Source organism: Arthrobacter sp. 05T410, from assembly GCF_056396505.1.
The window spans coordinates 14,353-32,046 of the sequence record NZ_JBFTLP010000004.1; the positions used below are offsets into that span (position 1 = coordinate 14,353).

Consider the following 17,694-nt stretch of genomic DNA (forward strand, 5'->3'; position numbering starts at 1 on the left):
ACCGGCACGTGCCGGAGGTTCTATGCGGGGCTTACTTACCGGGGATCTGGAAATTAAAGACTCCGGTATCGAAACGGTTGTAAGCCTCGTAATCAACGAGATCGTACAAACGCGCACGGGTCAGCATGCTTCCAACCTGTGCCTCCTGGGTTCCGTCGGCCTTAATCGATTCCAGAGTACGCTCCGCAGCGCCCATGGCACTACGGAGCAGCGTCACCGGATAAATGACCATATTGACGCCGACGCCGGCCAGCTCCTCCACGGTGAACAAGGCACTCTGGCCGAATTCGGTCATGTTGGCCAGGATCGGGACGTTGACGGCGTCGCGGATGGCCTGGAATTCGGCCAGGTCCTTCATCGCCTCCGGGAAGATCGCGTCCGCACCGGCCTCCACGAGCGCTTTGGCGCGCTCCTGGGCGGCCCCGAGCCCGTCCGTGGCGCGGATGTCGGTCCGGGCCATGATCAGGAAGTTCGGGTCGCGGCGGGCATCGGCCGCGGCCCGGATCCGCTTGGTGGCGGTTTCCAGGTCCACGACGTTCTTCCCGTCGAGGTGGCCGCAGCGCTTGGGGTTGAACTGGTCCTCGATGTGGCAGCCGGCCAGGCCGGCGTTCTCGAGTTCCTGGACCGACCGGGCCACGTTCATGGGCTCACCGAAGCCGGTGTCGGCGTCGACGATTGCCGGCAGGTCCGTCATCCGGGCGATCTGCCCGGCGCGGGTGGCGACCTCCGTGAGGGTGGTCAGCCCGATGTCCGGCAGGCCCAGGTCATTGGCGAGGACGGCGCCGGAAATGTACACCCCGGCGAAGCCCTTCTCCTCGATCAGCCGCGCCGAGAGCGGGTTGAACGCGCCGGGGAACTGGGCGATGGTGCCGGAGGCGAGGATTTCGCGGAACCGGATCCGCTTTTGCTCCGGGGTGACTTTCGAATACAACATTAGAAGAGTCCCTTCGGGGCGCCGGCGAGGTCGATCACGCCGTCGGCGGCCTGGATGTTCAGCTGGTCCAGCTCGCCGGCGGCGAGCTCGGGGAGCCGGGCGGCGGCGGCGAGGAAGCGCTCGATCTCCTCGTCGGCCACCAGGCCGGCGGCGAGGGTGCGGAACTTGTTGACGTACTGCTCCCGGGCGAACGGCCGGGCGCCCAGCGGGTGGGCATCGGCGACCGCGATGTCATCGGTGATGACCGTGCCGTCCTTGAGCGTGATCTCCACGGTGCCGCCGAAGGCCTTCTCGGCGATGTCCAGGGAGTGGTAACGGCGGGTCCATTCCGGGTCCTCGACCGTGGTGACCTTGTGCCAGAGTTCCACGGTGTCGGGGCGGGCGGCGCGTTCCGGGGCGTAGGAGTCCACGTGGTGCCAGGTGCCGTCCTGCAGGGCGACAGTGAAAATGTACGGGATCGAGTGGTCCAGCGTCTCGCGGCTGGCCGTGGGATCGTACTTCTGCGGGTCGTTGGCGCCGGAGCCGATCACGTAGTGGGTATGGTGGCTGGTCTTGATCAGCACGGATTCGACATTGGCCGGGTCCGTGACCTCGGGGTGTTCGCCGTTGAGCTTGCGGGCGAGGTCGATCCACGCCTGGGCCTGGTATTCGGCCGAGTGTTCCTTGGTGTACGTGTCCATGATGGCCCGCTTGGCCTCGCCGGCCTCCGGCAGCGGCACGGTGTAGGAGGCGTCCGGGCCGTCCAGCATCCAGGCGATCACGCCGTCTTCGCCCTCGTATATCGGTACGGGCGAGGTCTGGCCGCGCATCGCACGGTCCGCGGATTCGACGGCCATTTTGCCTGCGAACGCGGGGGCGTGCGCCTTCCAGGTGGAGATTTCGCCCTTGCGGGACTGCCGGGTGGCGGTGGTGGTGTGCAGCGCCTGGCCGACCGACTGGAAGATGGTCTCGACGTCGAGGCCCAGCAGGGTGCCGATGCCGGCGGCGGCGGACGGGCCGAGGTGGGCCACGTGGTCGATCTTGTGCTTGTGCAGGCAGATGGCCTTGACCAGGTTGACCTGGATCTCGTAGCCGGTGGCGATGCCGCGGACCAGGTCCCGGCCGCTGGCACCGACGTGCTGGGCGACGGCCAGGACCGGGGGGATGTTGTCACCAGGGTGCGAGTAGTCCGCGGCCAGGAAGGTGTCGTGGTAGTCGAGTTCACGGACCGCGACGCCGTTGGCCCAGGCGGCCCATTCGGGGGAGACGCGTTCCTCGATGCCGAAGACCTTGGCGCCCTTGCCGCCGGTGCTGGGACCGTGGGTGAGGGCCTGGGCCCGAGCCGCGACGATCGGGGCGCGGTTCAGCGAGGCAACCGCCACCGAGGCGTTGTCGATGATCCGGTTGATCACCATGTCGGTGACCTCATCGGTGACCTCCACGGGATCCGCGGCGACCTTGGCGATCTTGTAGGCGAGCTGGTCCTCGCGGCCCAGGTTTTCCTCGCTCTTGTAAACGCGGACGTGGTGTTCCTTAACCATGGTGCTCCCTTTGCTGAGGTGTATGGGTGGCTTTGACGTGCGAAAGACTGCGGTGCAGGTGAAGCGTGGTGGCGGCCTCGGCCAGGCGCGGGTTGCCGGCGGCGATCGCCTCGGCGATGGCAGCGTGCTCGGCGGCCGCGGCAGTAAGCCGGGCGGCGTCGTCGGCGGCCAGGCGCCGGACGCGCACGAGGTGGACGCGGAGACTGCGCATGGCCTGGACGAGGTAGGCGTTGGAGATGGCGGCGTCGATGGCCGCGTCCAGCCGTCCGACCAGCCCGTAATAGTCGTGCAGGGCCGGATCCTGTCCGCCGATCAGTTCCGGGGCCTGGAGCAGTTCGCGCCGCAACGCATCGAAGGTTGCGGGGTCGCCGCGCTCGGCGGCCAGGGCGGCGGCCCTGCCCTCGAGGGTTTCGCGCAGTTCGAACAGTTCGTCTATGTCGTCCAGGGAAATGTCGGTGACGACGACGCCGCGGCCGCCCGCCGTCGTCGTCAGCCCTTCGGCCGTGAGCCGGCTCAGGGCCTCCCGCAGCGGGGTGCGGGAGATGCCGAGGCGCGCCGACTGTTCCACCTCCGCGAGCACGGTTCCGGGCAGGAGGCGCCATTCGATGATGTCGTCGCGCAGGGCCGCGTAGGCCTTGTCGCTGGCGCGCATCCTGCCTCCTTCGGTGGCGGCTGTGTCGGGATGGAACATCATCAGTGTATACACGCAACGGCCCTTTGCCCAGCAATTGCCGCCTGTGGTGAACAAATAGCCGAGTTGTGTATACATGACCCTTGTATCGCCGGTCCGCCCCGGTTTACCATGGCTGCATCACAACGTCGTGGACAGGATGTACGTCATGGTCACCAAGAGCTACAGGGCAGCCTACGAACGAAGCCTGGAACATCCCGCAGAGTTCTGGCTGGAGGCCGCGGAAGGGATCTCCTGGCAGACGTCCCCGCGGCAGGCCCTCGAGGCGGGCCGGGCACCGCTCTACGACTGGTTTCCGGACGGGGTCCTGAACACGTCGTACAACGCCCTCGACCGGCACGTCGCCCAGGGCAGGGGTCAGCAGGATGCCCTGGTCTACGACTCCGCGATGGTGGGCATCCGGCAGAGCTATACCTATGCGGAACTGACGGACCTCGTGGCCCGGTTCGCCGGTGTCCTGCGCCGCAGCGGCGTCGGCAAGGGCGACCGCGTGGTGATTTACATGCCGATGATCCCCGAGGCCGTGATCGCGATGCTGGCCACCGCACGGCTCGGCGCCGTGCACTCGGTCGTCTTCGGCGGGTTTGCCCCCAAGGAACTTGCCGCCCGCATCCGCGACGCAGCCCCCGCGGCGGTGGTGACGGCGTCCGGCGGCATCGAGCCGTCGCGCCGGATTGAGTACCTGCCTGCCGTCGCCGAGGCCCTCAGTATCGCCGGCGCCGCCGAAACCCCGGTGCTGGTCAAGGCCAGGGACGGCTTCGGCTCGACGGTGGCCTCCATGGCGGCCGAGCACCCCGGGTGGCTCGACTGGGACACCGAGATGGCCTCCGCCGAGGCGGCCGCGCCGGTGGACGTCAAGGCGACGGACCCGCTGTACATCCTCTACACCTCGGGCACCACCGGCTCGCCCAAGGGCGTGGTGCGGGACAACGGCGGCCACGCCGTGGCCCTGAAATGGACCATGGAAAACCTCTACGACGTCGGCCCCGGCGACGTCATGTGGACCGCCTCGGATGTCGGCTGGGTGGTGGGCCACTCCTACATCGTCTACGGTCCGCTGCTGGCCGGCGCCACCACGGTGCTGTACGAAGGCAAGCCGGTGGGGACGCCCGACGCCGGCGCGTTCTGGCGGGTCATCCAGGACCACAAGGTCAACGTGCTGTTCACCGCGCCCACCGCGCTGCGGGCCATCCGCAAGGCCGACCCTGAGGGCCGGTTCCTGGACAAGTACGACATTGCCAGCCTGCGGACCCTGTTCGCGGCCGGCGAGCGGCTGGACACCGATACCTTCCACTGGGCCTCCCGGGTGCTCGGTGTTCCGGTGGTCGACCACTGGTGGCAGACGGAGACGGGCTGGGCCATCTGCGCCAACCCCCGAGGCCTCGGCGGACTGCCGATCAAGGCCGGGTCGCCGAGCGTCCCGATGCCCGGCTTCCGGCTCAACGTCGTCGACGGCGCGGGCGGGGACGTCGAGGCCGGCACGGAAGGCAACATCGTCCTCGGCCTGCCGCTGCCGCCTGGCACCCTGACCACGCTCTGGCGCAACGACGACCGCTACATTTCCTCCTACCTCCAGGCGTTTGAGGGCTACTATGCCACCGGTGACTCGGGCTACCGGGACGAGGACGGCTATGTCTTCGTCATGGGCCGCACGGATGACATCATCAACGTCGCCGGACACCGGCTCTCCACCGGCGCCATGGAACAGGTGATCGGCCAGCACCCGGCAGTTGCCGAATGCGCCGTGATCGGCCTCGCCGACCCGCTCAAGGGCCAGCGGCCCAGCGGCTACGTGGTCCTCAAGTCCGGGGTGGACGTGCCCGAGGAAGTCCTGGTCAAGGACCTGATCGCCCTGGTCCGGCGCGACATCGGGGCCGTGGCGGACTTCAAGCACGTCACCGTGGTGGATGCCCTGCCGAAGACCCGTTCGGGAAAGATCCTGCGCAAGACCATGCGCCAGATCGCCGACGGCGAGACCTACGTGGTGCCCTCCACGATCGAGGACGCCGGCGTGATCGACGCGCTGCTCGACACCCTGCGCCCCGGCCCTACGGAGTGACCGGAGCAGCCTCGTGGTCTAGTGATAGTCGCCGGCCCGTTCGCGGGCGATTTCCAACAGGGTGGAGTGGAAGGCCACCTCGGCCGGGGCATAGACCTTGTCCTCCCGCTGCGCCAGCAGTATTCTCCGCAGCGGGGCAGCGGAGCCCAGGCTCAGCACCTTCACGTCGGGATGCTGAAGTGCCACGGCGGTTTTGGGCACCATAGCCACGCCCATTCCCACGCTGACCATGGCCTGGGCCTCCTGGTAGTCGTTGGCCAGGAAGGCAATCTCCGGTTCGAATCCGGCGTCGTGAGCGGAACGCTGCAGCACCTCCACGACGGGGTGGGCCTCGGCGCGCACGATCCAGGACTCGTTGCGCAGGTCTTCCATGCGTACCTGCTCCCGCTCGGCGAGTGGATGGCTGCGGGCCACCAGGATAACGGTGCTCTCCCGGAAGACCTCGGTTACGCGGATGGAATCGTCCCGGAACGGGTTCCAGGGGTAATCCCAGAGCAGGCACAGACCCGTGACCCCGGACTGCAGATCTGCGACGAGTTCGTCGAAGCGGGCGCTGCGCAAAGAGAGGCTGATGGCCGGGTAGCGCTTCTTGAAGGTCCGGATGACGATGGGCAGGAAGGATCCGGCCAGGGTTGGGAATGTACCCACAGTCAGGGAACCGCGTCTGAGGCCGGCAATCTGGCCCAGGTCGGACCGGGCTGCCTGCATCTGCCAGACGATCTTGCGGGCGTGGCCGGCCAGAACCTGGCCGGCCTCGGTGGGCACCACCCCGCGGGAGCGGCGGGTGAGCAGAGGCTGCCCCACTTCCTGTTCGAGCTTGCGCAGCTGCTGGGAGACGGCCGAGGGCGTGTACATCATCAACTCGGCCGCCGCGGTGATCGAGCCCTGCTCCACCACCTCCAGCAGAAGCGCCAGCCGCCTTATGTCGAACAAATCCTGACCTTCGTCCTTTAGCAACGCTTCACCCTTCTTCGCCTTTGGTTCATTCCCTGCCGGGACGAGGCCTGCCTTGAGGACTTCGAGCACTTTTCCTGGCAACGGACGCTTTGCAGCTGGGGAATAATCCTCCAGCGCTCTATGAATTAAGCAATCCTACATCCCCCTGAAAAAATCCAACATTGTCTAAAGTTGTGATCTGGCTCAATCTCTTTTCAGGTCCTCATTCAAGTCTGAGGCACGAGGAGAAGCGGGAAACACCATGAAGATCGAAGCCCAATGGATGCGCGGAGGCACCAGCAAGTGCTGGGTGTTCGAAGCGGAGCATCTTCAGGCGGGCGGCATCAGCCTGGATGTGCTGCTGCCGCGGCTGTTCGGCAGCCCGGATCCGCGCCAGATCGACGGCGTCGGCGGCGCCACCTCGACCACCAGCAAGGCCGTGATCGTGCACCGGCCCGTCAGTGGCGACGTCGACGTTGAGTACACCTTTGCCCAAGTCGGTGTCGAAGAGGCCGCGGTGGACTGGGGCAGCAACTGCGGGAACGGCTCGGCGGTGGTGGGTCTGTACGCCATCGAGAAGGGCTGGGTGCTCCCCAACGGAGACGTCACCCGGATCGTCACCCGCAACACCAACACCAACCAAATCATCGTCCAGCGCGTGGCCACCCCTGCCGGAGCCCTGGCCTCCGTTCCGGACGCCCGGACGCCAGGCGTACCCTTCCCCGGCTACGCTGTGGGGCTCGGCTTCCAGGACCCTGCCGGCAGGACCACCGGTGCGCTGCTGCCCACCGGTGCGGCCACTGACACCCTCACCGCCGGCGGAACCCGCTGGACTGTGTCGATGGTCGACGCCGGAGCGCCCGTCGTGATCGTCAACGCCGAAGAACTGGGCCTGGACCCGGCCAGGTACGACAGCTGGCGCGCCGGAGTGGAGCTGCAGCTGGATACCCTGGAGCAGATCCGGCGGCAGGCGGCGGTGCGGATGGGGCTGGTCCGCACAACAGCCGAAGCGGCCCGGGCCATCCCCAAGCTCGCCATCGTCGCCGCGGCCGCCCAGGCTGACCCAGACTGCGACGCCAACGTCATGATGCTCTCCATGGGCAAGCCCCACCCGGCCCTGGCCATCACCGGCAGCATCGCCCTGACCCTGGCCGCCCGCACCCCCGGCACCGTGCTGCACACCATTACGGGCGACTCCCTGGGGAGCACGCTCCGGCTCCGCACCCCCGCCGGGGTCATCGAGACCTGGAGCGAGGAGCACGACGGGACGCTCCTCGTAGGCGTCGACCGCACGGCCCGCACCATCGCCACAACCATCATCCATCTCCCCGAGGTCCCCGGCAGCGCCGTCGCTGCCTCCCTCGCGGGAGCCACCCGCTGAGGAGACCATCATGACCAAGACTGAGCACCGCACCGCTGTCGCTGCGGACCAGACCCGGGACGACGATGCCCCGCGTCCAACCCGCCGCCGCCGAATCCTGCTGGCGGCGGCCGCCGGGTTCGCGTTCCTGGCTTTGATTGCGCTCGGGCTGGGGGGTGATATCTTCAACCCTTCGGCCACCCCGCAACCGGAGCACTCCATGACCGCTGTCCAAATCATCCCGCTCGTCATCCTCGTCATTATGTTCATCGTCGCCACGAAATGGCCGCTGAACATCGGCGTGATGGGGCTGGTTGCCTCCTTCGGCGTCGGCTATTTCATGCTCGGAATGACGGACAAGCAGATCCTCGAAGAGTTCCCCGCCAGCATCGTCGTGACGATCATCGGAGTCACGTACTTCTTCAGCATGGCCCAGCGGAACGGCACCATCGACATCATCGTCCAGACCTGTGTACGCCTCGTCAGGGGCAAGACGATGCTGCTGCCCTGGGTGTTCTTCCTGATCGCTGCCGCGCTCACGTCACTGGGCACCTTCTCGCCGGCCGCCGTCGCGCTGCTGGCGCCGGCGGCCATCGGCTTCGCCTACGAGTCCCGGATCCATCCCGTCTTGATGGGCGCATTCATCATCAACGGAGCCCACGCCGGCGGCTTTTCCCCGCTGTCCGTCGCCGGCGTGCTGGTGCACGATATCGCCCTGAAGAACGGATTTCCCATTTCCCAGGGCGCACTCTTCATCGCCAGCTTCGCTCTTAACCTCATTCTCTCCGTGCTCACCATCGTCCTGTTCGCCCTCCTGGGCAGGCTGCGGGACGGCGAAGGCGGCCAGCATGCCGACGTCGACACCGCCCGCACCAGCCGCCCTCGCGGGCAGCAGATCCTCACGCTGGCACTGATCGCGGTGATGCTCGTGTGCACCCTGGGCTTCCACCTGCCGATCGGCTTTGTCGCACTCTCCGCCGGGCTCCTGCTGGCGCTGGTCAATATCAAAGAACACCAGACGTTCATCGGCGGTGTCTCCTGGTCCACCGTCCTGCTGGTAGCCGGCATGATCACCTATGTCTCCCTGCTCCAGCACGTTGGCGTCATCGACACCCTCGCCGAGCAGGCTCTGGCACTGGGCGCACCGCTGCTGGTGGCGCTGGTCCTCTGCTATGTCATTGGCGTCGGCTCAGCCTTCGCCTCCTCTACGGCGTTGCTGACCGCGTTCATTCCCCTGGCCGGTCCGCTCCTGGCTACCAGCTCGCTGAGCGCATCAGGAACGGTCGCGGCGCTGGCTATAGCTGCCACGGTGGTGGATGTCTCGCCCTTCTCCACCGACGGTGCGCTGGTGGTCGCCAACGCCCGCGACAATGACAGGCAGCGAGTGTACCGGCAGCTGATGGCGTATGCCGGGGGAGTGGTGCTCGTAGCCCCGGCCCTCGCCTGGGTCCTGCTGGTTCCCACCGGCATCATGTAACCGCGCGGCCACCGGCGGTGCGGCTACCGATAGCCGGGCCGACCCCGCCGCATTGAATGAAGTCTTCGTTTGCGGCAAGTAACCACGCAGAAGGCCCGGACACACAGAGTCCGCCGGCACCAGACCGCAGTGGGGCGGCGAATGATGATCACCCGGATCATCGCCTATTCGCAACGCGCGCCGCCCCGCTGCCCTGACACGTCAACAGCGGCCGCATGGCACTAAGCATTCGCGATCATCCCGCCACAAGGAAACCGCCGGGACGGCATTTCGCGGCAGTGTTTCCCGGGATTGCCGGCAAGTGCCCTCCCGGTGACGGTAACGGGGAGCGGCAGGCCTACGTCCGCGGCCGGTTCCAGCGGTATTCGTTCTCCGGCCGCCCGGGGGCGCCGTAGCGGGCGGCGCGGGAGACCGTTCCGGCGTCGGCGAGGTATTCGAGGTAGCGCCGGGCGGTGACCCGGGACATCCCGAGCGCCTCCATGACCTCGCTGGCCGACACCGCCTCGGCCTGCTGCTTGATGTAGTCCTGGACGGATTCCAGCGTGGATACGGCCAGGCCCTTGGGCAGCGACAGCTCGGACGGGGCACGGAGGCTGGCGAAGGCCTGGTCCACATCGCTTTGGGACGCCCGGGCTCCGGCTTCCCCGGCCAGGGGTGCGGCCAGCTGCTCGCGGAACAGCCGGTAGCTGGCGAGCTTGTCCGCAAAGGTCGCGTAGGTGAACGGTTTGATCAGGTACTGGACCACGCCGGTGGCCACCGCGCTGCGGACAATGTTCAGTTCCCGCACCGCGGTGATGGCGATGATGTCCGCGAACAGTCCGGCCGCCCGCATCCGGCGTGCGATGTCCAGCCCGTGGAGGTCCGGGAGGTTCATGTCCAGCAGGACCAGCTCCACCGGATTGCCTGCCGCGGAGAATTCGGTGAGCAGGCGCAGGGCGGACTGGCCGTCGGGCGCGGAGCCCGCCAGGGTGAAACCGTCCAGCCTTTCTATGTAGGCGGCGTGCGCTGCGGCAGCGATGGGCTCGTCCTCGACGACGAGTACCCGGATCTCGCTCATGGTTGTCCCTCGGTAGTGACCGGCAGCGGAGTGACCGGCGGTGTTGTGACGGGCAGAGTGACGCGGAACAGCGCCCCGGCCGGGCTGGTGATTGTCATGGTACCGCCCAGCCGCTGTACCGCCTGGCGCACCAGGGCCAGTCCAAGGCCGCGTCCGAACGGTCCCGGGGCCTTGGTGCTGAAACCGTGCCGGAAGACGTCCTCCACGGCCGCGGGATCGATCCCGGGGCCGCTGTCCTCCACGGTAATCTCCAGGGCGGAGCCGGTGGTCTCGACGGTCAGCTCCACGAGCCGGGGTGCCGGTGCCTCGGCCGCGGCGTCGATGGCATTGTCCAGCAGGTTCCCCAGGATGGCCACGAGGTCCTGCACGGCCAGTCCGGTCACGGCCGTGGAACCGCTGGTATTGAGGGTCAGTTCGACGCCGCGTTCGTGTGCTTCGGCTGCCTTGCCCATGATCAGGGCGCCGAGCACGGGTTCCTCGATGGAGCTCACAATGTCATCCGTGAGCCGCTGGCTCAGTTCCAGGTCCTTGGTGGCGAAGTCCAGCGCCTCGGGGCCCCGGCCCAGTTCCATGAGCGAGACGATGGTGTGGAGCCGGTTGGCGTGTTCATGGGTCTGGGCGCGGAGCGCGTCCGAGAGCGTGCGCATGGTCTCGAGTTCACTGCCCAGGGATTCGATCTCGGTACGGTCCCGGATGGTGGCGACGGTTCCATAAACAGGAGTGCCAGCGCCGGCAGCGCCGGACTTCGCTCCGCGCGGGCGGGCGCCGGCAGATTCGGGTCCCACCGCGGGGCCCTGGTTGACCACCAGGATCCGCGAGCCGGTCAGGTGGATCTCATCCAGGGCGGTCCGCCCCGATTCGAAGAGCTCTTTGAGGCTGGGGGCCAGTGGCAACTCCGCGAGGGAGGGCGCCGCCTGGCGGCCGCCCCCCGCAACGCCGCCGTCAGCGCCGGAGCTGGGACCGCCGTCGGCGGACTGCTTCCTCAGCCCGAGCAGTTCGGCGGCCTGGTCGTTGTACATCACCACTTTGCCCTTGGGGTCGATGAGGATCACGCCCTCACGCACGGAATGCAGCACTGATTCGTAGTACGCGAAGAGCTGGCCCAGCTCTTCGGGGCCCCAGCCGCGGGTCACCCGGCGCAGGTACCGTCCCAGGAGCCAGGCCGCCGCCGACCCGCCGGCCAGCAGCGCCAGGCTGATGGCCAGCAGCGCCGGCAGCCGGCCGGAGAGTGCGACGTCCACCGTCCGGACCGTCACGCCCGCGGCCACGAGCGCCCGGACCTTGCCGTCGGCATCCTTGACCGGGGCGATGGTACGCACCGACGGGCCGAGGGTGCCGGCCACGACTTCCGTGAACACCTGGCCATGGAGGGCCGCGTCAATGGAGCCGATATACGGTTTGCCCAGTTCCTCATCCCGCGGGTGGGTCCAGCGCGTGCGGTCCGGGGCCATGATCGTGATGAAATCCGCGTCGGCGTCGTTCATGGTCTTTAGGGCATACGGCTGCAGCAGGGCCGTGGGATCGGCCGAGTCCGCCGCCGCCAGGACGAAGGGGGCGTCGGCGACGGCGGTGGCGATGCCGGCCATCCGGCGTCCGGCCTCGTCGTAGGCGTGATCGCGCGCGTCCACGAACACGGCCGTGCCAACGATGGCCGTCAGGGCCACCACGAACAGCAGGTTGGCCGCAAACAGCCTGCGGGCGATGCTCCAGCGCCGGATCATCAACACCTTCCATGACCAATATGAACGCAAGGGTGATGCGCGTCACCTTCTCATCAATGATGGGGTTACACGCAAGAAGGACAAGAGCGGACCACAGCCAGGACCGCACCAAGTCCAGCCTATCCAAGGAGAACACCATGGCCTCTCAACGAGGAGAGTCAGCAGCACCGGCCGCCGCTCCGGCCAAGAAGCGCAAGGGACTGGACAAGTCCCACTACCTCTACATCGCAGTCATCGTAGCCGTGATCGCAGGTGCCGTTATCGGCCTGCTGTTCCCCGAGGTCGGCAAATCCCTCAAACCACTCGGCGACGGCTTCATCAAACTCATCAAGATGATGATCGCGCCCGTGATCTTCTGCACCATCGTGCTGGGCATCGGCTCCATCGCCAAGGCCGCCACGGTCGGCAAGGTCGGCGGCCTGGCGCTCGCCTACTTTGTGGTCATGTCCACGTTCGCCCTGGGGATCGGCCTGGTGGTCGGCAACCTGATCCACCCGGGCGAGGGCCTCAAGCTCGCCCCCTATGATCCGAACAAGAAGGCGGCAGTCGACAGCACCGTTGACTTCCTTCTGGGCATCATCCCGGGCGACATTCCCGTGTTGCCGACCCTCCTCGCCGCCATCCTGGTCGGCTTCGCGCTGCAGAAGATGGGCCCGCAGGGAGCCCCGATCCTCAAGGCCGTCGGTTACGGCCAGGCCCTCGTGTTCCGCATCCTCATCATGATCATGTGGCTGGCCCCGGTCGGAGCCTTCGGCGCGATCGCCGCAGTGGTCGGTGCAACCGGCTTCCAGGCCATCATCAGCATGGCGACCCTGATGGGCGCCTTCTACATCACCTGCGCCCTGTTCATCGTCGTGATCCTCGGCGGCCTGCTCAAGGCGGTCGCAGGCGTCAGCATCTTCAAGCTCATGAAGTACCTCGGCCGCGAATACCTGCTGATCTTCTCCACGTCCTCCTCCGAAGCCGCGCTGCCCCGCCTGATCGCGAAGATGGAACACCTCGGCGTGTCCAAGCCCGTCGTGGGTGTCACGGTCCCCACCGGGTACTCCTTCAACCTCGACGGGACCGCCATCTACCTGACCATGGCCGCACTGTTCGTCGCCAACGCCATGGGCACGCCGCTGGACCTTGGCGCCCAGGTTTCCCTGCTGGTCTTCATGATCATCGCCTCCAAGGGTGCCGCCGGCGTCACCGGTGCCGGCCTGGCCACGCTGGCCGCCGGACTCCAGGCGCACGCACCCCAACTGCTGGGCGGCGTGGGCATGATCGTCGGCATCGACCGGTTCATGTCCGAGGCGCGCGCCCTGACCAACTTCACCGGCAACGCCGTCGCCACGGTGCTGATCGGCACCTGGGTCAAGGAGATCGACGGCGGACGCGTGGACCGTGTCCTGGCCGGTGCCGAGCCGTTCGACGAAGAGACGATGCTGGCCGGCCACTCCGGCGCACAGGATGCCGCCGAACAGCCCGCACAGCCGGCACAACCGGTCCTGGCACACGCCTGAACCGACGCCTGCACCGTCCCGAACCACGCCGGAACCGGCCAGGGCCGCACCCCGGCCCTAAACTGACAGGACGCACTACCGCTCGATGACGCCCAAGCGCCCGGCAGCCCAGCTGCCGGGCGCTTGGGCGTTCGGTTCAGCCCTCGTCGGCGCCGAAGGGGGTGACCACCGTGCGGCGGGGCGTCCCGGCGTCGTCGTAGTTCAGGGTGCTGACGCGGACGCCGTACAGCGCGGAAAGCTGCGCATCGGCGAGGAGCGGCCCGGCAGGCCCGGTCACCACACCCGCGGCGCCCATGAGGACCACCGAGTCCGCGAGGAACAGGGCGTGGTCCGGGTGATGGGTGCTCACGAGCAGCGACATCCCGGTCCGCACGAGTTCCCTCAGCAGCTGGAGGACCCGGACCTGGTTCTTCAGGTCCAGCCCGGTGGACGGCTCATCCAGGACGAGGAGCCGCGAACCGCCCGCGATAGCCCGTGCAATGAGGACCAGCTGCTGCTCGCCCCCGCTGAGCGTCGGAAACAGCCGGTCGGCCAGGGCGGCTATCCCCACCCGGTCCATGGCGCGGAGCGCGGCGGCCCTGTCCCGGCTGCCGGGGGAGCGGAAGACGCCGACGTGGCGGGCACGGCCCATGACCACCATGTCCAGGGCCGGGTAGCCGAACGTGCTGCCGCGCGCCTGGGGAACATAGCCCGCCGTCTCGGACCTGCGCACCGCACCCTCCTGTACGGCCAGCATGCCGGCCGCGCAGCGCACCAGGGTCGTTTTGCCGCTGCCGTTAGGCCCCAGGACCGCGGTCACGGTGCCCGGCGGCACCGAGAAGCTGAGATCCTTGAACACCCAGTTCTGCGGTGAATAGCCAAATCCGGCCCCGTGAAGCTCAAGCACCGTCCCAGATCCTCTCCCGGTTCCGGCGCAACAGCACGAAGAAGACCGGTGCGCCAATCAGGGCGGTCAGGACGCCCAGCGGGATTTCCCCGGCCGTGGCGGTGCGCGCGATGGTGTCGATGGCGATCAGGTAGGCCCCGCCCAGCAGGAAGGAGACCGGCAGCAGCACCCGGTGGTCCGGTCCCACCCACATGCGTGCGAGGTGCGGGATGACCAGCCCCACCCAGCTGATGACGCCGCTGACGGCGACGGCCCCGGCGACCATGAGGGCCACGGCGGCGAGGACCGCCCAGCGCAGGGGGCGGGGCCGGAGCCCCAGGGCGGTGGCGTCGTCGTCGCCGAGCGAGAGCACATTGATCCGCCACCGGAGGGCCAGCAGGACGACGCCGCCGGCAGCGATCGGAATGAGGGCCACCAGCACTTTCGCCCAGGTGGCGGTGGAGACACTGCCAAGCAGCCAGAAAACGATGGCGGGCAAGGTGGTGAACGGGTCCGCCAGATACGTCACCAGGGCCACCAGGGCGGAGAAGAAGGAGGCCGTGACGATTCCTCCGAGGACCACCATGAGGATGTGGGCGCCGCCCCGCCCGGACGTGATGAGGAAGACGATTCCCAGTGCCAGCAGCCCGAAGCCGAACGATCCGCCCACGAGGGCGACGGGGCCCAGGCCCAGCAGCAGGGCCAGGGCACCGCCGAAGGAGGCCCCCGAGGAGACGCCGATGACCTCCGGGCTGACCAGGGGATTGCGGAACACGGCCTGCAGGGCCGCGCCACCGATTGCGAGGGCGCCACCGACCAGCAGGGCCAGCAGGACCCTGGGCAACCTGACCAGCAGCACCACGTTTTCCTCGGCCGCGGGAAGGCCCGGGCCGAAGGGAACTATTCGGGACGCCAGGATCTGCACAACATGGTCCAGGGACACGCTGTAGCGGCCGCTGGCGAGTGCAACCGCCGACACGGCCGCCAGGACTGCTCCTGAGAGCAGGCATGGACCGATGACCTGGCGCAGCCCCGGTCCCCGGCCGCCGGGGGGTCCCGTGGTCAGAGGCTGGGCCTCACGAAGCATCGAACTGCCGGTAGTTGGCCGAGGTGCCGTTGGCCTCGGTCCAGAGGATCTTGTCCAGCTCCGGCGCCGATGGCCGGTAGCGGTACAGGAAGTCGAAGTAGTCGTTTATCTCGTCCCTCAGCGTGGAGCGGTTGCCGGAGGGGAAACTGACATCTGTGAGCCAGCGCCACATCAGTGGCGATTCCTGGCCGGGGGGATCCCAGCGGTAGCCGCCCAGCGGGACCTTGTAGACGCGGCGGGAGCGCACCGCGGAGACGCTTTGCCATACCGGGTTGGCGTAGACGTCGGCGGGCATCGCGTCGTCGAAGTTCCCGAGCAGGATGATTTCCGGATCCCAGGCCAGGACCTGCTCGACGTCCACGCCCACCATGCCCTTGCCCTGAAGGCCCTGCGGGCCGGTGGCGGGGTTGTGTGCCCCGATGAGCTTGATGTAGAAGTCGTTGTAGCTGCCGTTTCCGGCCACCTTGAGGCCGCCGCTGAACCTGTTGAAGTAGATGATGCCCGGGCCGCCGGTGCCGCGGGCGGCGGCCTCGGCCTGGATGGCCTTCTGCTGCCCGTCGCTGCGGGCCTTCATCTGCACGGCCCGGTCCGGCCGGCCCAGCATCGTTGCGAAAAGCGCGGTCCACGTGTCCACGTCCTGCTGCGTGCCGGTGTTCGTGATGCCCAGGACCTTCATCCCGGCCTGTTCCAGGGGTGCCGTCAGTTGCGCATCGCTCCACTGGACCACGACGTCGGGGTTCAGCGCCCGGATGCTTTCGACATTGGGCGTGAAGTCGGTCGTGGCGATGTCGTGCGGGATGTTCAGGGCCTCCGGGTACATGGTGCCCATGGCGCCGTCGCGCATGGCGACCCATGAGGCGTTGTGCATCCCGGCGAGATGGCTGGCGCCCTGGTCGACGGCGGCCAGCAGGGAGGCAGCGGGCATGGGAATGGTCACCACCCGGGTGACCGGACGGTCGAAACTCAGGACGGTCCCGCGCTGGTCCGTCACCTGGATCCCGGCCGGGCCGGAGGCGGAACCCGGGGGCGCAGTACCGGCAGCCCCTGCCGGCGGCGTTGACTGCGGCGACGACTGTGGCGCCGTGCCGGCCGCGGCGCAGGAAGCGAGGAACAGCGCCCCTCCGCCGTAGAGAGCCGCTGCCAGTACAGATCGTCGGTTGGCTTCGGGGACGCTCATCGGCCTACCTCCCGGGAAGGACCGCGCGCAACGGCCATTCGCTCCGCGCCGGCCACAGCAATGGTCCCGGTGCGGCATTTCCTCACAGCATCCGCCGAATGCGCAGGGGTGTCAATGCCGGTCACGACGGGCATTGTTCGCCGATGGGCGCCGGTGCTAGCCTCGCTGATATCCCCTGTGAAACGAGGCCACGGGATGGAAATCAACGGCGCCCAACTGTTTGTCCGCTACGCGTATCCGCCGAATTCGCGGGGCAGCTGCGGGCCGCCTGACAGCGACGCGCTGCTGCACTATGGCCAGTCCGGGGTGACCGACGCGGGCCTGCGCGAACTTGCGAAGGGGTTCGCCGGCGCCTGGCCGTACCTGGAGCTCATCGCAGGTGCCACCGGCAACCCGGACCCGCTGGACTACGCGGTGGTGGAGGCCTACTGGGTGGGAAACACGCTGCTGGACTCCGTGGGTGTGCGCAGCATCGGCAATTCCATGGAGGACCGGTTCCGCGCACGGACCGGGCATCAGTTCCCGCATCTGATGGAAGGGGTCCTGGCCGGCGGCGTCCCGCATCACAGCTTCCACGTCCTGGAAATCTATCCGTGGACGGGACTCTTGCGCGATGACCGGCGCTCATCCACGGCCCTGAATGTCCTTGACCAATGCCGCATCCGGTGGGGCGAGGTGGTGGCCGTCGAAGCGGACAGCGCCCTCGTGCGCTCGCGGCCCCTGGCGTGGGACGGGATGGCGCTGTCGCTGGGGGAACCGGTGATCGAGACGGCCAAGTACGCCGTGGCCGGGTCCGGCTTCATCGCTGACCTCATGCCCGGGGACATGGTGTCCCTCCACTGGGACTGGGTGTGCGACCGGCTCTCGGCCGCCCAGCTCCACCGGCTCCAGCACTACTTTGCGCGCCACCTCAAGATCGCGAATTCCGGCGTGGAGCACCGCGGCGCAGCGATCGCCCTCGAATAGCGGCGCCTTCAGATCCTTCAGTGGGGGAGTTCCTTCAGTGGGAGAGTTCCTTCAGTGGGGGAGTGAAGGCTACGGGACCGTGTCGGTGGGGTCCGGGCCCCGTCCCATGAGCTCAAGTCCCGTCATCGCACGGTCGGCGCCTTCCTGGTCCACGCGTTCCAGGGCGAAGCCCATGTGGATCAGGACCCACGTGCCGCTCTCCACGGGGCCGTCATCGAGGAGGCCAATGTTGATTTTGCGCTCCACTCCGGCCACATCCACGAGGGCGAGTTGCCCGTTGTAGCCGTCGATCACTTCGATGATCCGGCCCGGTATTCCCAGACACATCCGTGGTTCCTC

At 67.8% G+C, this 17,694-nt stretch carries 15 protein-coding genes; 5 read left to right on the forward strand and 10 right to left on the reverse strand.

What is annotated here, in order from left to right; all coding sequences use genetic code 11:
* Positions 1 to 31: 31 nt before the first annotated feature.
* The 3 genes from prpB to AC1DFR_RS06960 are packed head-to-tail and all read right to left on the reverse strand — an operon-like array spanning position 32 to position 3,106.
* A complete protein-coding gene (prpB, locus tag AC1DFR_RS06950) occupies positions 32 to 934 on the reverse strand; it encodes a methylisocitrate lyase (protein ID WP_476870546.1) in 903 nt (300 codons plus the stop codon).
* Positions 934 to 2,454 carry an MmgE/PrpD family protein gene (locus AC1DFR_RS06955; RefSeq protein ID WP_476873038.1) on the reverse strand — a complete coding sequence of 507 codons (1,521 nt, stop codon included), beginning with the start codon at positions 2,452 to 2,454 and terminating at the stop codon, positions 934 to 936. Before AC1DFR_RS06955 ends, prpB begins: the two co-directional genes overlap by 1 nt.
* Positions 2,447 to 3,106 carry a GntR family transcriptional regulator gene (locus AC1DFR_RS06960; RefSeq protein WP_028277407.1) on the reverse strand — a complete coding sequence of 220 codons (660 nt, stop codon included), beginning with the start codon at positions 3,104 to 3,106 and terminating at the stop codon, positions 2,447 to 2,449. The genes AC1DFR_RS06955 and AC1DFR_RS06960 overlap by 8 nt, the downstream gene beginning before the upstream one ends.
* Positions 3,107 to 3,293: 187 nt before the next feature.
* Between AC1DFR_RS06960 and AC1DFR_RS06965 the strand changes: the two genes are divergently transcribed.
* Entirely contained in the window at positions 3,294 to 5,204 is a 1,911-nt protein-coding gene (locus tag AC1DFR_RS06965) for an AMP-binding protein (protein WP_476857879.1), read from the forward strand.
* Between the two features lie 18 nt (positions 5,205 to 5,222).
* On the opposite strand, the gene AC1DFR_RS06970 is transcribed toward AC1DFR_RS06965, so the two are convergent.
* On the reverse strand, positions 5,223 to 6,161 hold the full coding sequence (locus AC1DFR_RS06970) for a LysR substrate-binding domain-containing protein (RefSeq protein ID WP_476850473.1): 939 nt from the start codon (positions 6,159 to 6,161) through the stop codon (positions 5,223 to 5,225).
* 241 nt (positions 6,162 to 6,402) lie between these two features.
* Here AC1DFR_RS06970 and AC1DFR_RS06975 point away from each other — a divergent pair, with 241 nt between their 5' ends.
* On the forward strand, positions 6,403 to 7,521 hold the full coding sequence (locus tag AC1DFR_RS06975; protein WP_476850384.1) for a PrpF domain-containing protein: 1,119 nt from the start codon (positions 6,403 to 6,405) through the stop codon (positions 7,519 to 7,521).
* Positions 7,522 to 7,531: 10 nt separating this feature from the next.
* Positions 7,532 to 8,977: an SLC13 family permease gene (locus AC1DFR_RS06980; RefSeq protein WP_476873039.1), complete on the forward strand. Its 1,446-nt coding sequence runs from the start codon at positions 7,532 to 7,534 to the stop codon at positions 8,975 to 8,977.
* A gap of 337 nt (positions 8,978 to 9,314) precedes the next feature.
* On the opposite strand, the gene AC1DFR_RS06985 is transcribed toward AC1DFR_RS06980, so the two are convergent.
* Positions 9,315 to 10,034 (reverse strand): response regulator, encoded by a 720-nt coding sequence (locus tag AC1DFR_RS06985; RefSeq protein WP_223916554.1) that lies wholly within the window; start codon positions 10,032 to 10,034, stop codon positions 9,315 to 9,317.
* On the reverse strand, positions 10,031 to 11,755 hold the full coding sequence (locus AC1DFR_RS06990) for a sensor histidine kinase (RefSeq protein ID WP_476873040.1): 1,725 nt from the start codon (positions 11,753 to 11,755) through the stop codon (positions 10,031 to 10,033). The genes AC1DFR_RS06985 and AC1DFR_RS06990 overlap by 4 nt, the downstream gene beginning before the upstream one ends.
* Before the next feature lie 137 nt (positions 11,756 to 11,892).
* Here AC1DFR_RS06990 and AC1DFR_RS06995 point away from each other — a divergent pair, with 137 nt between their 5' ends.
* Positions 11,893 to 13,260 carry a cation:dicarboxylate symporter family transporter gene (locus tag AC1DFR_RS06995; RefSeq protein WP_476850387.1) on the forward strand — a complete coding sequence of 456 codons (1,368 nt, stop codon included), beginning with the start codon at positions 11,893 to 11,895 and terminating at the stop codon, positions 13,258 to 13,260.
* 136 nt (positions 13,261 to 13,396) lie between these two features.
* Here the strand turns inward: AC1DFR_RS06995 and AC1DFR_RS07000 are convergent, their stop codons facing one another.
* From AC1DFR_RS07000 to AC1DFR_RS07010, 3 genes are all read right to left on the reverse strand, one after another.
* Entirely contained in the window at positions 13,397 to 14,146 is a 750-nt protein-coding gene (locus AC1DFR_RS07000; RefSeq protein ID WP_476873041.1) for an ABC transporter ATP-binding protein, read from the reverse strand.
* Positions 14,139 to 15,104 carry a FecCD family ABC transporter permease gene (locus AC1DFR_RS07005; protein ID WP_179129146.1) on the reverse strand — a complete coding sequence of 322 codons (966 nt, stop codon included), beginning with the start codon at positions 15,102 to 15,104 and terminating at the stop codon, positions 14,139 to 14,141. The genes AC1DFR_RS07000 and AC1DFR_RS07005 overlap by 8 nt, the downstream gene beginning before the upstream one ends.
* 97 nt (positions 15,105 to 15,201) lie before the next feature.
* A complete protein-coding gene (locus tag AC1DFR_RS07010; RefSeq protein WP_476873042.1) occupies positions 15,202 to 16,389 on the reverse strand; it encodes an ABC transporter substrate-binding protein in 1,188 nt (395 codons plus the stop codon).
* A 195-nt stretch (positions 16,390 to 16,584) separates the two neighbouring features.
* Here AC1DFR_RS07010 and AC1DFR_RS07015 point away from each other — a divergent pair, with 195 nt between their 5' ends.
* A complete protein-coding gene (locus AC1DFR_RS07015) occupies positions 16,585 to 17,355 on the forward strand; it encodes a DUF6390 family protein (protein ID WP_230008282.1) in 771 nt (256 codons plus the stop codon).
* 69 nt (positions 17,356 to 17,424) lie between these two features.
* Here AC1DFR_RS07015 and AC1DFR_RS07020 read toward each other — a convergent pair whose 3' ends face one another.
* Entirely contained in the window at positions 17,425 to 17,682 is a 258-nt protein-coding gene (locus AC1DFR_RS07020; protein WP_230008283.1) for a HypC/HybG/HupF family hydrogenase formation chaperone, read from the reverse strand.
* Between the last annotated feature and the right edge of the window lie 12 nt (positions 17,683 to 17,694).